Genomic DNA, 13,297 nt, shown 5'->3' on the forward strand with positions numbered 1-13,297 from the left:
CTTTGGTGGCGGCCAGTCTCCAACGGGAGCCGCGCCACGGCCACACTACCGCCCGGCGGCCGCTCGCGGCTTTCGATTCATGCCGGGCTGCCGAAGCGCGGCTCATCCTTTATCGTGGTGGTTCACATCCGCTTCGTCAATCTGTCGACACGCGATGCCCCCAACCGACGCAGCCAACCCATGCGGGCGACACATCAGCGCCACTACCCGAAACAGGCATCGCGAACAATGCGAAAAGCGAATCCATTGGCCGGATTGTTTCAGTAAAGATGGTGCGTGAAGGCATATGAGATCGAACGCAGCGCGCGATATGCGCTTCTTGTCTCGATGACTCTAGTTGAATGCCGCGATCCCGCCAACCTGTCGATGGAGTACTTCGTGCGCGCCTGTCATCTTCCGGAATTGCAGTATTGGACCCGACTGGATCTAACTGTACCGATCGTGCATCGAGTACTAATCTAATGAGTAAATCATCATCGGCTCGTCGTGCAGCGTCGCATCAATCTCTACTGGTCAGCGGACTCATCTGCTTCTCATGCGGCCTTGTGCGGTAGACGCCGCCTGACGGATAAACAGGGGTGGCCATGTCGATAAGGATTACACGACTGTTGAGCAGCAGCCTCGTCGTCCTGTTGGCGGGCTGTCCATCGAAACAGCAGGAGCAGCAGACCCAGACGCAAGCCGCTTCGGCGCCTGCTTCCGCGCCAGCCTCCGCACCAGCTTCTGCTCCCGCCACGGCCTCGATCGCGGCCGTGGCGTCGGCGCCGCTCGCGGCCTCCGTGCCGCAGCCTCAGGCCCAGCCATTCCCGCCGGAAGAAATCGAGGCGTTGGTCGCACCGATCGCGCTCTATCCCGACTCGCTGCTATCGCAAGTCCTGATGGCGTCGACATATCCGCTCGAGATCGTGCACGCTGCCCGCTGGGTGAAGACGCACAAGGACCTGAAGGGCGACGCTGCCGTGCAAGCAGTGCAAGACCAGCCATGGGACGTCAGCGTCAAGTCGCTGGTGGCTTTTCCGCAGGTTCTTGTACCGATGAATGACAAGCTCGACTGGACGCAGAGGCTTGGCGATGCATTCCTCGCAAATGAAAAGGACGTGCTCGACGCTGTGCAGCGCTTGAGGATACGTGCGCAAAAAGCCGGACATCTGGCGTCTAACGAACAACAGAAGGTCATTGTCGAAGCACCCGCCCCGAGTGCGAACGGCCAGCCCGTGCCGGCGCAACAAACCATCGTGCGCATCGAGCCATCCAATCCCCAGGTCGTCTACGTGCCCTCCTACAACCCGACCGTCGTCTACGGCGGCTGGAGCGCTCCCGCCTATCCGCCCACCTACTGGCCGCCGTATCCCGCCTATTATCCCGGCGCCGCGCTCGCGAGCGGATTCGCGTGGGGGCTCGGTATCGCTGCGGCAGGCGCGATCTTCAGCAACTGCAACTGGGGCGGCGGCGACGTCAACATCAACGTGAACAAGGCCGCCAACATCGACCGCAACTTCGACCGCACCAAGGTGGAGGGCGGCAAATGGAAACACGATGCGGGGCATCGTCAGGGTGTCGCCTATCGTGACAATGCGACTCGCAACCGGTACGCGAACGGTGTGCAGGGCGCCGACGCGCGACGCGACTATCGCGGCCGCACCGGCGGCGCTACGGAGCGTGCGGGGGTCGCCAATCGGGCCGAAGCCGCAAATCGCGCGGATCGTCAGAACAATGTGACGACGGCCAACCGTGCGGGCCGCAACGCGGGCGCCGGCAACCGGGCCGACAAGGCGGCTCGAAGCACCACAGCCGGCAACCGGGCCCAGACGTCCAACAGGACCGCTGGCGTCAACAATCGCGCACAGACGGCCAACCGCGGCGCTGCAACCGGCGACCGCGCACAACTGTCCAATCGCACGCCGACGGCGAGCCATGGAGCGCAAACGCCCACTCGCGCGCGCTCGTCGAGCGCGCAAACCGGTTACGGCGGCGCAGGCGGGTACGCGGGCGGCGGCCGCGACTCGGCATTCCAGGGTGTCGGCGGGGGCGCGGCGGCGACGCAGCGGGACTTCAATCGCGGGCACGCGAGCGCGCAGTCTTCGAACTTCAACCGCGGGAGCGGCGCAGCCCGAGGCGGCGGAGGCGGAGGCGCACGCGGCGGCCGGCGCTAGTTCGTCGCGTGACAGCCCCTTACCGAAAACATATCGCTACCCCGGTTCACGAGCGGTGAGCCGTTACGCTTCGTCTACTGATCGGATGCGATGAAGCATGAACCCGTCGCGAAGCAGAGATGTCAGGCACGCCAGCGCCGTCGTCAATCGCCGCCCAGTTTGCCCTGCGCCCGGAAGCACTGACTATTTGCATCGCAAGCGCCGATAGATGTTCTAACATCATATTGAGAAGACGCCGCAATATCCGCAAGCCATTGTGCAATCTGCCATCAGTCGCAACAGGACCGTTCGTCGAAGTTCCTGTCATCCAGTCTGAAGGAGCGGCCATGTCCTCGTGGAATCTACGACGGGCCAAAGCCACGTGTCTTTGGCTGCTTGTCGTGCTGGCGCTCGGAGCGGGCTCCGCACGTGCCCAAAACGAGCAGCCTGCGCCTGCCGAAGCATTCAAGCCGGAGGAAATCGAGGCGCTGGTCGCGCCGATCGCGCTGTATCCCGATTCCGTGCTGTCGCAGGTATTGATGGCATCGACCTATCCGCTGGAGATCGTGCACGCGGCACGCTGGGTCAAGGCCAATCCCAACGTCAAGGGCGACGCTGCCGTGAAGGCCGTCGAAAACCAGCCGTGGGATGTCAGCGTGAAATCGCTCGTCGCGTTCCCACAGATTCTCGAACCGATGAATGACAAGCTCGACTGGACCCAGAAACTCGGCGACGCATTTCTCGCGCAACAAAAGGAAGTGTTCGCCGCCGTGCAGCGACTGCGCGCCCGCGCGAAAGACTCGGGCAACCTCAAGTCGAACGAACAGCAGAACGTGGTCGTCGAACCGGCACCTGCGGGTGGCCAGACCATCGTGAAGATCGAGCCCGCGAATCCGCAGGTAATCTACGTGCCCGCCTACAACCCGACCGTCGTCTACGGTGCCTGGAGTTATCCCGCCTATCCACCGACCTACTGGCCGCCCTACCCGGCCTACTATCCGGGCGCGGCGCTGATGACGGGGTTCGCATGGGGCATCGGGCTCGCCGCGGCAGGTGCGATCTTCAGCAACTGCAACTGGGGCGGCGGCGACGTCAACATCAACGTCAACAAGGCCGCGAACATCGATCGTAACTTCGACCGCACCAAGGTGGAAGGTGGACGCTGGCAACACGACGGCAGTCATCGCCAGGGCGTGGCGTATCGCGACAATGCGACCCGTGAGAAGTATTCGCGCAATGTCGGGGGCGCCGAGGGACGCAATGATTTCCGCGGGCGTGACGCGGGCGCAGGTGGACGCGCCAATACAGCCGACCGGGGGAACGCAGGCAATCGCGCATCGGTCGCGGACCGCTCGAATCTGGGAGATCGGACGGGCGATCGGGCGGGCGATCGGACAGGGGACCGGGGTGGCGTGGGGGGCGTTGACAGATCCGCTGGCGGCAATTTCGGCGGCGGCGCGAACCGCGCGGGCACCAGCGACTTTTCGCGCGCCAGCGATCGCGTGGGTGGCGGTGGCGGCGTCAGCGGCGGCCGCGACAACGCATTTCAGGGCGTAGGCGCAGGCGGCGCCACGCAACGCAGCTATGACCGGGGACGCTCCAGCATGCAGGGCTCGGGCTTCAGCCGCCCGGCCGGCGGCGGCATGCGAGCGGGTGGCGGGCGCGGCGGAAGACGCTAGGGAGACACGAGCATGAAATCCACCTCAAGATTTCGTCCGGCATGGCTTGCGGGCATCGTGCGCACCTTTGCCGTTGGCTGTGCACTGTGTTTCGCCACATTGACGGCGGCGCACGCCGAGAAGGACTTCAACACGCCCGATGCCGCGATGAACGCATTCGGCGAAGCCGTCACGAACAACGACGAGGCGACACTGCAATCCATTTTCGGGCGCGACTTTCGCGATCTGATTCCGCCCGTCGGCGCCGACATCCGCAGCCGCTTCCTCGACGAATGGGGCAAGGCGCACCAGGTCGAGCAGACCGGCGACAATCACGCCCGTATTACCGTCGGCAACGACGGGTGGACGTTTCCTGTTCCACTCGTGAAGGGTGCGAAAGGATGGCACTTCGACATGCAGGCGGGCGCGGAGGAAATGCGCTTGCGGCGCATCGGCCGAAACGAACTCGCCGTCATTCAGACGATGCTCGCGATCTACGACGCGCAGCGCGAATATGCCCTCACCGATCACGATGGAGTCGGCCTGCTCAGGTATGCGTCGAAACTGTCGAGTTCGCCGGGAAAGCACGACGGCCTCTACTGGCCGACCGAGCCCGACGCGCCTCCTAGTCCGCTCGGCCCGGCTTTCGTGCAGGCGGCCACTCGCCACGCCGCGGATGCCGGATACCACGGCTACCACTACAAGCTGCTGACGTCGCAAGGTCCGCATGCGCCGGGCGGTGCCTACGACTATGTCGCGCATGGCAAGCTGTTCGGTGGCTTCGCCGTTCTCGCATGGCCCGTGCGCTACGGCGACACGGGCATCAAGAGCTTCATGGTCAGCCATGCAGGCCAGGTCTACGAACGCGATCTCGGTCCCGATAGCGCGGCGAAGGCGAAGGCGATTTCCTCGTTCGATCCCGGACCCGGCTGGGCGAAGGTGCAGCCTTGAAAAGACGCAGGCCAGCCGATTGGTGTGCCGCGTGACCCCGTGGCGGCAGCCGGCGTCTTTCTACGCTCATTGCCGCCAACGTCGCGGTCGCCAGTGCGACGACCAGTAAGGCGATACGAGAGCGATACGAGAGCGATACGAGAGGCCGTCATGCCGAGGCGCAAGACCCTCAGCGCCCCATGCGCCGATCGTAGCTGCGCGAAATGCGGTCGAGCAGCGTGGGGTCACGCGCGTCGCGTGAGTTGAACTGCACGACCACGCTGCCGTCGGCTTGCTGGCGTACGCTCGCCGTCACGGTGCTGCCATCGAGCGTGCCGACGACGTTGCCGCTGCCCGGGTCCTGGACGGTGACCGTCACGCCCTCGTCATGCATGGCGCCCGACGCAGCGGCAAACGACCGATCGTAGCTGGCTGGCGTCATCACGACGGTTCCTGGCGGCGCCGCGTAGTAGGGACATCCCGCCAGCGGCAGCAGGAACGCCCAAAGGCCGATGCGCAGGATGCGCGCGACGTCGAAACGTTCGCGAGCCGCGGGCCCGGGCCCGACGGCGTTTCCCGAGTCTGCGTGAAAGTACCGTTTGCTCCATGGCGTCATCGCGATTCCCCTCGACCGGATACGGCGATCAGCAATGCACATACGCACGCGAATGCCGTCGCCGCTTGAACCTGACATCGACATTCAGATAGCTACGACTGAAAGTAAAGCATAGCTCCCCTTCCGCAGGTTGCCGATGCATTCAAGAAACAGCGTCAGATACTACGGTTGACGCTGACATCATGATGCCGCGCGTGTTCGACCGCGATCCGACGGCAGCGCGTAATGCTCGCTCTTCGGCGCAGCCGTTCACGACAGAACTTGCCCGCCTGATGTCGTGATGCGAGGCCACGGCGACGAAGAGCAACCCGCACGCCGCCGCCAGCGTTTGCCTACATCCCGCCGAAAGGCTTCTTCACGACCAGTTTGTTGGTCACCGACGTCACGCCCGGAACGCCTTTGGCGATCTCCACGACCTTGTCGATCTGCGACGCATCGGCCACCGAGCCGTTCAACGTTATCGCGCCGTCTTTCGCCGTGACGCTGATATCCCCGGCGCTGATCTCCTTCTGCTTCCCGATGGCGGCATACACCTTCCGGCGCAGCGCCCGATCCGCTTTCCTGCCTGTTGCGGGTGCAGCCGCACCGGACGCCGTCGTCGCGGATGTGCCCGGTACGCTGGCGGGCGCCTTCGCCGGCTGCCCCGACTGGCACCAGGCACTCATGGATGCTGCGACGAGCGATGCCACGACGGCCAGTTGAACTACGTAATTGCTTTTCATCGAATACTCCCGTTGATCTCCGTGGCGGACTCAGAACGTATGGCGAATGCCGATCATCGCCGCAGTGGTCGACTCTCCCGGCGCAACCGGCGCGCCGTAGATAATCGTCTGGTTCATGGTCCCCTTGTTGTCGACATAGCCGACCTGCGCGTAAGCCCTGGTCCTCTGCGACAGGCTGTATTCGGCGCCCACTGCAAATTCGCTCGAGTGGTTCGCTGAATGGTTCCGGTCTTTCAGGTAGTAGTAGCCGGACGTGACCTTGAAGCGAGGATTGAACTGGTAGCCAAGACCGCCCGATATCATTTCGAAGTCGGCGGTGTTGCTCTTCGCTGGATTCTTGCCGACGCCGTAAGACGCGGATAGCGAAAACCCGCTGATCGTGTACATCGCGCCGAAGTAGTAGAAACGGTTATTGGCAAGACCTGTCGCGGGCACGGCGGGCGCGGCCGGATAGGTCAGCGGGAACGGGTTCGTGTCGTGTCCGTTGTAGTACACGGCAGACAGGTTCAGACCGTAGTTCGAATACTTGAGCACGGCGGATTCACGCGTGCCGCCCTGGAACTGACCGCCGACGCCGCCCGGCGCATACTCCAGCGCAACCGAGGCCCCATAGAATTTCGGCGAATTGTAGACGAGCGCGTTGCTGTCATACAGGGCGCCGATCGGCGCGTTGGTACTCGTGCCGGGCCAGCCGGCCGCCTGATTCATGCCCAGCCACGCAGTCAGGATACTGCCGAAATACTGCGCGCCGCGCACGTCGGTTTCGGCCATCGCGTAGATCATCGGGATGATCTGCCGCCCGGCGTCGAACGTGCCGAATGGCCCGGCTACCCCGACCGTCGCAAACTGGTTGAAGATCGCCGTCGTGCCCGGCGTATCGGCGAGACCGAACTTGCCGTTCGTGGAATTGAACACGCCCTGCAGCTTGAAGTTGATCTTGTAGCCGCCGCCGAGATCCTCGCTTCCCTTGAGCCCCCAGAAGCTGGCGTAGATACCGCCGTCCTTGAGCTGATAAACGTGGCCAAGGTTCGGCGCATGCGGCTGAAAGGTCGCCGCCGACGTGCTCTGATACAGCATCCCGGTGTCGATCACGCCATACAGCGTCACCGACGATTGCGCATGGGCTGCCGTGGCGAAAACCGCCAGCGCAGCAGCGCAGCATGACTTCAGTTTCATTCCGTCTCCTCTGGTTCCATACATGCCGGGATGTTCCCGGTCGTTTCTTGATTGAAAGTACGCGTACCGCGCCGCGTCGCGTGTCAGGCCGTCAGGTAATAGTCTGCGAACCGATCTCTCAGCTGGTTCTTGAGCACTTTGCCCGTCGCGCCGACGGGCACGGTATCGATGAACACCACCGCGTCGGGTTTCCACCAGCGCGCCACGCGCCCGTCGAGGAACGCGAGCAGTCCGTTCGCGTCCAGCCCGCTTCCCGGCTTTTTCACGACCAGCAGCAACGGCCGTTCGTCCCACTTCACATGGCGCGCGGCAATGCAGACGGCAGTCGCGACGTCGGGATGCAGGCACGCGACGTTTTCGATGTCGGTCGAACTGATCCATTCCCCGCCCGACTTGATGACGTCCTTGCTGCGATCGGTGATCTGCATGAAACCGTCGGCGTCGATCCTTGCGATATCGCCCGTCGGAAACCAGCCGTCGCGCAGCGGCGGCTGCCCTTCGCTGCCAAAGTACTCCCGCGCGACCCATGGGCCCCGCACCAGCAGATCGCCCGCCGCGACGCCGTCCCACGGCAACGCGGCGCCATCCGCATCGACGATCTTCATGTCGATGCCGAACACCGCGCGCCCCTGCTTCGCCTGCACCTCGTAACGCTTGCAGCCAGGCAGCGAGAGCTGATGCGCCTTGAGGCTGCAGACCGTGCCGACCGGGCTCAATTCCGTCATGCCCCAGGCGTGCAGGACCTCGACGCGATGCGACTCCCTGAACGCCGCCGTCATCGCCGTCGAACACGCAGCGCCGCCGACGATCGTGCGCCTCATGTGCGAGAACGCGCCCTTGATCGCGTCGACGTGTGCGAGCAGACCCTGCCAGACCGTCGGCACACCCGCCGACAGCGTGACCTGCTCGGCTTCGATCAGTTCGTAGAGGGATTGACCGTCGAGCGCCGGGCCCGGAAACACCAGCTTCGCGCCGACCATGCACGCGATATACGGCAATCCCCACGCGTTCACATGGAACATCGGCACGACGGGGAGAATCGCATCGCGCGCCGAGCAGTTGAGCGAATCGGGCAACGCCGCCGCATAGGTGTGCAGCACGGTCGAGCGGTGGCTGTACAGCACGCCTTTCGGGTTGCCCGTGGTGCCCGACGTGTAGCACAGCGACGAGGCGCTGTTTTCGTCGAGCAATGGCCATTCGAACACATCGTCGTGAAGATCGACGAGGTCTTCGTAGCACAACAGCATCGTGGACAGGCCGTGCGTTTGCGGCATGTGCGCCCGATCGGTCATCGCGACGAAGAGCTTCGGGCTTTTCACGCGCGGCGCGACGCTCTCGATCAACGGCAGGAACGTGAGGTCGAAGAACACCACGCGATCCTGCGCGTGCTCGATGATGTAGGCGAGCTGATCGACATGCAGCCGCGGGTTGAGCGTATGCAACACGGCGCCGGAGCCCGACACGGCGAAGTAAAGCTCCATATGGCGATAGCCATTCCACGCGAGCGTCGCAACCCGCTCGCCATGCCCGACGTCGAGAGCCGCCAGCGCATTGGCCATGCGGCGCGCGCGTTGCGCCAGATCCCGGTACGAATAGCGGTGAATATCGCCTTCGACGCGTCGCGACACGATCTCCCGCCCGCCGTGATGGCGTTCCGCGTGCGTCAGCAGCGACGCCACCAGCAGCGGCTGCTGCATCATCAAACCTTGCATTGTTGCTTCTCCTGTCTGGTCGCGCATTGCCGCGCTTCCGGTTGCCCTGCTGCCTTGCCGTCTGTACCGTCTGTACCGTCTGTACCGTCTGTACCGTCTGTACCGTCTGTGCCGTCTGTGCCGTCTGTGCCGTCCACCGGCGCCGCGCCCTGTTCGTCGAGATTCAGGACCAGCTTCGAACCGACCGTCGCGACAGCAAACGCGGTGAGCCTCAAGCTGCCCGCGCCGGGCGTGCATCCCGTGCGCAGATCGAAGCGCAGGCCGTGTGCGGGACAGCGCAGCATGGACCCTTCCATCTGCCCATTCCCGAGCGACGCGCCGTTGTGCGGGCACGAGTCGTCGATCGCGTAAATCGCGCCGTCGACGTTGAAGACCACGATGCAGCGACCGTCGACGAATACCCGCTTGCGCTGGCCCGGCCCGATTTCGCCGGCAACACCGATCCCTACCTGACGTGACATCGCAGGCTCCTTTCCTTGCCAAATGAGGTGACAGTCAGATCAGAGCAACTCGCCGATCAGCGTCGTCGCCCGCGGCCATTCTCCAAAGCCCGCAGCGGGATTGAGATGGCCGACTTCGCCGAGATCGACGAGACGGCTGCCCCAGTCACACGCCATCCCTTGCACACGCTCGAACTGCGCGAGCGGATCGTTACGGCTCGCACCGACGATGCTCGGAAACGGCAGCCGTTCGCGCGGAATGGGATGCCAGCCGTTCGCTGCGAGCACATCGAAACCCGGATAGCCGGCCGGCAGCGGCGTTTCGAGGTCGGCAGGCGCGGCGAGCAGCGCGCCGTGAATCTTGCGGTCGTGCTGCCTCGCCCAATGCACCGTGATCATCACGCCCGCGCTATGTGCGACCAGAATGACCGGGCCATCGATCTTCGCGAGCGCCGCATCGAGTGCCGCGACACGCGCCGCGCAACTGAGCCCGTCGTGTTCGAGCGGCGGCACGCAAGCCGCGTTCGGCAGCGTCTGCGCGAGCAGCGTTTGCCAATGCCCGGCGACGTGATCGCGCAAGCCCGGCACGATCAGAACGGTGGGTGTGAAAACGGGAGTCATGACAAGCTTGCCTTTCCCGTCAATACGGCTTGTCGCCGATGATCCCCGCACGCTCCATCTTGCGATGGCTCGGCGGGTAGTCCATCACCGCATAGTGTTGCGTGCTGCGGTTGTCCCAGATAGCGATGCTGTTCGGTTTCCAGCGCCAGCGCACCTGGTATTCGGGTATGTACGCCTGGCTGATCAGATAGCGCAGCAGATCGCCCGCGCCGGGATTCGCGTCCTGTCCGAAGCGCACCCGCGCCGCCGTGTGATAGTTGGTGAAATGCGTGGTGAAGGCGTTCACGAACAACACCTTCTCGCCCGTTTCCGGGTGCGTGCGCACCACCGGGTGCTCCGCGTCCGGGAACTGCGCCTTCAGTGCGAGGCGTTTCTCGACGGGCATCGCCGCGCCGAAACTCGCCTCGATGCTATGCCGGGCACGCAAGTCCGCGATCTGCGTCTTGATGTGCTCGGGCAGGTTCTCATAGGCGAGGACCATGTTCGCCCACATCGTGTCGCCGCCCACGGGCGGACACTCCACGCAGCGCAGCACCGCGCCGAACTGCGGCGCTTCCCGCCAAGTGGCGTCGGCATGCCACGCGTTCTCGTAGCGGTCGTTGGGCTGCTCCGGATTCTTGTAGATGCGCACGAGGCCGGGATGATCCGGGTCGCTGCCTGCGACGGGATGATCTTCCAGTTCGCCGAAGCGCCGCGCGAACGCCACATGCTGGGCGCGCGTGATGTCCTGGTCGCGCAGGAAGATCACGCGGTGTGTCAGCAGCGCCGCGCGGATCTGCGCGAACAGGCCGTCATCGTGGATCGCATCGGCGAGCTGCACGCCCGTCAGTTCGGCGCCGATCGTGCACGTCAAGGGTTCGACTCGCATGACTTGTTCCTCAGATGACGAAGACCGACGAGCCGGTCGTCTTGCGCGCTTCCAGGTCGCGGTGCGCTTGCGCTGCGTCCTCGAGTGCGTAACGCTGGTTGAGTTCGATCCTGATCCGGCCCGCGGCGATATGCCCGAAGATTTCGCCTGCCAGTTCGTTCTTTTCGACCGGATCGGCGATATAGTCGGCCAGCGCCGGGCGCGTCAGATAGAGCGAGCCTTTCACCGCCAGCATCTGCGGATTGAGCGGCGGAATCGGACCCGAAGCCGTGCCGACGCAGACCATCAGACCGCGACGCTTGAGCGAATCGAGCGAAGCCTCGAAGGTATCCTTGCCGACGCTGTCGAACACCACGTTCACGCCCACGCCGTCCGTGAGTTCGCGCACGCGCTTCGCGACGTTCTCCCGGCCGTAGTAGACGATATGGTCGCAGCCATGCGCACGGGCAACCTCGCCCTTGGCTTCCGTCGAAACCGTGCCGATCACGGTCAGGCCCAGCAGCTTCGCCCATTGCGACACGATCAGCCCAACGCCACCCGCAGCCGCGTGCAGCAGGATGACGTCGCCCGGCTTGAAGCCGTAGATACGGCGCATCAGATACGCCGCCGTCAGGCCGCGCATGGTCATGCCAGCCGCCGTTTCGCTGGAGATCGCATCGGGCAGCTTGATGAGCGGACCGGCGGGAACGAGGCGTTCGGTGCTATAGGCGCCGAGCGTATTGACGAAGCCGGTGTAGGTCACGCGATCGCCCACCGCGACGTTCGTCACATCCGGGCCAATCGATTCGACCACGCCCGCCGCCTCGACGCCCATGCCTGCAGGGAGTGGGACGGGATAGAGGCCGCTGCGGAAATACGTGTCGGCGAAATTCAGACCCACTGCCTCGTGACGCAGGCGGACCTGTCCTGGGCCGGGGTCGCCCACTTCCACGTCCTCGTAGCGCAAGACTTCGGGACCACCCGTTTCATGGAAGCGCACTGCCTTTGCCATGTTGAATCTCCTGTTCATTACTCAAACTACACATCGTTTCTTGCCTGCGTCATCACGCACGCGCTGCCATCGATCAATCAGCGTGCGGCTTCTTCACGCAGCGTATTGAGACGATCGAGGTCGCGAGCGTAATTCCGCTTGCCGATAAAGAATGCAATCGCGGCGACGAGCGGCGCAAACGGCACGAGTTGCAATGCGCCAAGCAGTCCGAGCCGGTCGGCCATGACGCCCGTGAGCACTGCGGCGGGCGCCAGACCCAGCAGGTTGTTCGCGAGCGTCAGGGTCGCAAATGCCGAGGCGTGGATCGACGGCGGCGTGAGGTTGGCCACCATCGCACCCGACGGACCGCTCGCGCCTGCGCAGAAAAACATGCCGACACCGATCACGATCAGTTGCAGCGGACCCGCGGGCATCCGAAAGCCGATCGCGAGCAGCGTGAAGCACACGAGGCAAAAGGCGATCGCGGCGGCCCACTTGCGTTCGCGTCCCTGCTTGCTGAGGCGGTCCGCGAGCGCGCCGCACACTACCATGCCGACGCCCGTCACCAGCACGAACACTGCCGCGCTCGTTGCAGCCTTGCCGGTGGGCATGCCGTAGTAGCGATTCAGGAAGCTCGGCATCCACGCCCAGACAGCGGCGGGAACCAGCAGATGGATACCGCTGCCGACATAGGCGCACACGACGGACTTCGTCGAGAACAGCCCCTTCATCAACGCGCGCAGGCTCATCCGCACGCCGAGCCCTTCCGCCTTGTTCAGGCTTGCCGGCTGCAGCCGGGCGAGACGCTTTTCGGTAACGACCAGCCGGTAGACGATCACCAGCACGATCCCCAGCGCCGCCATCGCGCCGAACGCCATGCGCCAGCCCATCTGGGCCGCGACCGCGCCGCCGAGAGCCATGCCCAGCACCGAGCCGAACGCGCCACCCGCCATGAACGTGCCCGTCAGCGTGGCGCGCAGCCGTGCGGGGAAAATGCTCAGGACCACTGCGATCCCGACACTGCCATAGGCAGCCTCGCCGATACCGACGAACGCCCGCGCCAGCAGCATCTCGCCGTAGTTCGTCGAGATCGCGCAGCCCAGCGTCGCGAGACTCCACATCGCCGCCATCAGGACAATGCTTTTCACGCGGCCCCAGCGATCGGCAAGCACCGACAGCGGAAAGGTCAGCACGCCGACCATCAGCGCGACCACGCTGCTAAGCGAGCCCAGCCGGGTATCCGAAAGGCCCCACGCGGCCTTGAGCAGCGGAAACACGGCATTCAGCACTTGCCGCGACATGTAGTCGGAGAGCAGCAGCCCGACCGTCAGGGCAAATACGATCCACGCATAGCCGCGCACATCCGTTTGTGTGGCGGCAACATTGCCCGCCGTGGGCTCGGCATGCTGCATGAGCATGATGTGTCTCCTTCGTCCCGCTTGATGGCGGCCG

Annotated in this window: 12 protein-coding genes; 3 read left to right on the forward strand and 9 right to left on the reverse strand. The window is 64.4% G+C overall.

From position 1 onward, the window contains the following. Window positions 1-584: 584 nt before the first annotated feature. The 3 genes from C2L66_RS23910 (at window position 585) to C2L66_RS23920 (ending at window position 4,741) form a co-directional block, all read left to right on the forward strand. Window positions 585-2,153: a DUF3300 domain-containing protein gene (locus C2L66_RS23910; protein ID WP_409372599.1), complete on the forward strand. Its 1,569-nt coding sequence runs from the start codon at window positions 585-587 to the stop codon at window positions 2,151-2,153. A 326-nt stretch (window positions 2,154-2,479) separates the two neighbouring features. Next, entirely contained in the window at window positions 2,480-3,811 is a 1,332-nt protein-coding gene (locus C2L66_RS23915) for a DUF3300 domain-containing protein (protein WP_054935083.1), read from the forward strand. Between the two features lie 12 nt (window positions 3,812-3,823). Beyond that, window positions 3,824-4,741 (forward strand): DUF2950 domain-containing protein, encoded by a 918-nt coding sequence (locus tag C2L66_RS23920; protein WP_054935084.1) that lies wholly within the window; start codon window positions 3,824-3,826, stop codon window positions 4,739-4,741. Between the two features lie 169 nt (window positions 4,742-4,910). On the opposite strand, the gene C2L66_RS23925 is transcribed toward C2L66_RS23920, so the two are convergent. The 9 genes from C2L66_RS23925 to C2L66_RS23965 all read right to left on the reverse strand — a co-directional run bounded on the left by C2L66_RS23925 (window position 4,911) and on the right by C2L66_RS23965 (window position 13,263). After that, on the reverse strand, window positions 4,911-5,336 hold the full coding sequence (locus tag C2L66_RS23925) for a hypothetical protein (RefSeq protein WP_224099480.1): 426 nt from the start codon (window positions 5,334-5,336) through the stop codon (window positions 4,911-4,913). A 332-nt stretch (window positions 5,337-5,668) separates the two neighbouring features. After that, on the reverse strand, window positions 5,669-6,058 hold the full coding sequence (locus tag C2L66_RS23930; RefSeq protein WP_060606246.1) for a BON domain-containing protein: 390 nt from the start codon (window positions 6,056-6,058) through the stop codon (window positions 5,669-5,671). A gap of 30 nt (window positions 6,059-6,088) precedes the next feature. Beyond that, complete coding sequence (locus tag C2L66_RS23935; RefSeq protein ID WP_054935086.1) at window positions 6,089-7,234, reverse strand: porin; 1,146 nt, start codon at window positions 7,232-7,234, stop codon at window positions 6,089-6,091. Between the two features lie 83 nt (window positions 7,235-7,317). Next, entirely contained in the window at window positions 7,318-8,946 is a 1,629-nt protein-coding gene (locus C2L66_RS23940; protein ID WP_060606236.1) for a 3-(methylthio)propionyl-CoA ligase, read from the reverse strand. Then, window positions 8,934-9,407, reverse strand: a complete 474-nt coding sequence (locus C2L66_RS23945; RefSeq protein ID WP_060606232.1) for a Rieske (2Fe-2S) protein — start codon at window positions 9,405-9,407, stop codon at window positions 8,934-8,936. The genes C2L66_RS23940 and C2L66_RS23945 overlap by 13 nt, the downstream gene beginning before the upstream one ends. A gap of 39 nt (window positions 9,408-9,446) precedes the next feature. Then, window positions 9,447-10,007, reverse strand: a complete 561-nt coding sequence (locus C2L66_RS23950) for an RBBP9/YdeN family alpha/beta hydrolase (RefSeq protein WP_060606229.1) — start codon at window positions 10,005-10,007, stop codon at window positions 9,447-9,449. A 19-nt stretch (window positions 10,008-10,026) separates the two neighbouring features. Next, on the reverse strand, window positions 10,027-10,875 hold the full coding sequence (locus tag C2L66_RS23955; RefSeq protein ID WP_060606226.1) for a TauD/TfdA dioxygenase family protein: 849 nt from the start codon (window positions 10,873-10,875) through the stop codon (window positions 10,027-10,029). Between the two features lie 10 nt (window positions 10,876-10,885). After that, the gene (locus tag C2L66_RS23960) at window positions 10,886-11,866 is read right to left on the reverse strand and encodes a quinone oxidoreductase family protein (protein ID WP_054935091.1); all 981 of its coding nucleotides are present in this window, start codon (window positions 11,864-11,866) and stop codon (window positions 10,886-10,888) included. A gap of 77 nt (window positions 11,867-11,943) precedes the next feature. Next, a complete protein-coding gene (locus C2L66_RS23965; protein ID WP_060606223.1) occupies window positions 11,944-13,263 on the reverse strand; it encodes an MFS transporter in 1,320 nt (439 codons plus the stop codon). Window positions 13,264-13,297 lie beyond the last annotated feature (34 nt).

The sequence above is a fragment of the Paraburkholderia caribensis genome (assembly GCF_002902945.1).
Lineage (GTDB): Bacteria > Pseudomonadota > Gammaproteobacteria > Burkholderiales > Burkholderiaceae > Paraburkholderia > Paraburkholderia caribensis.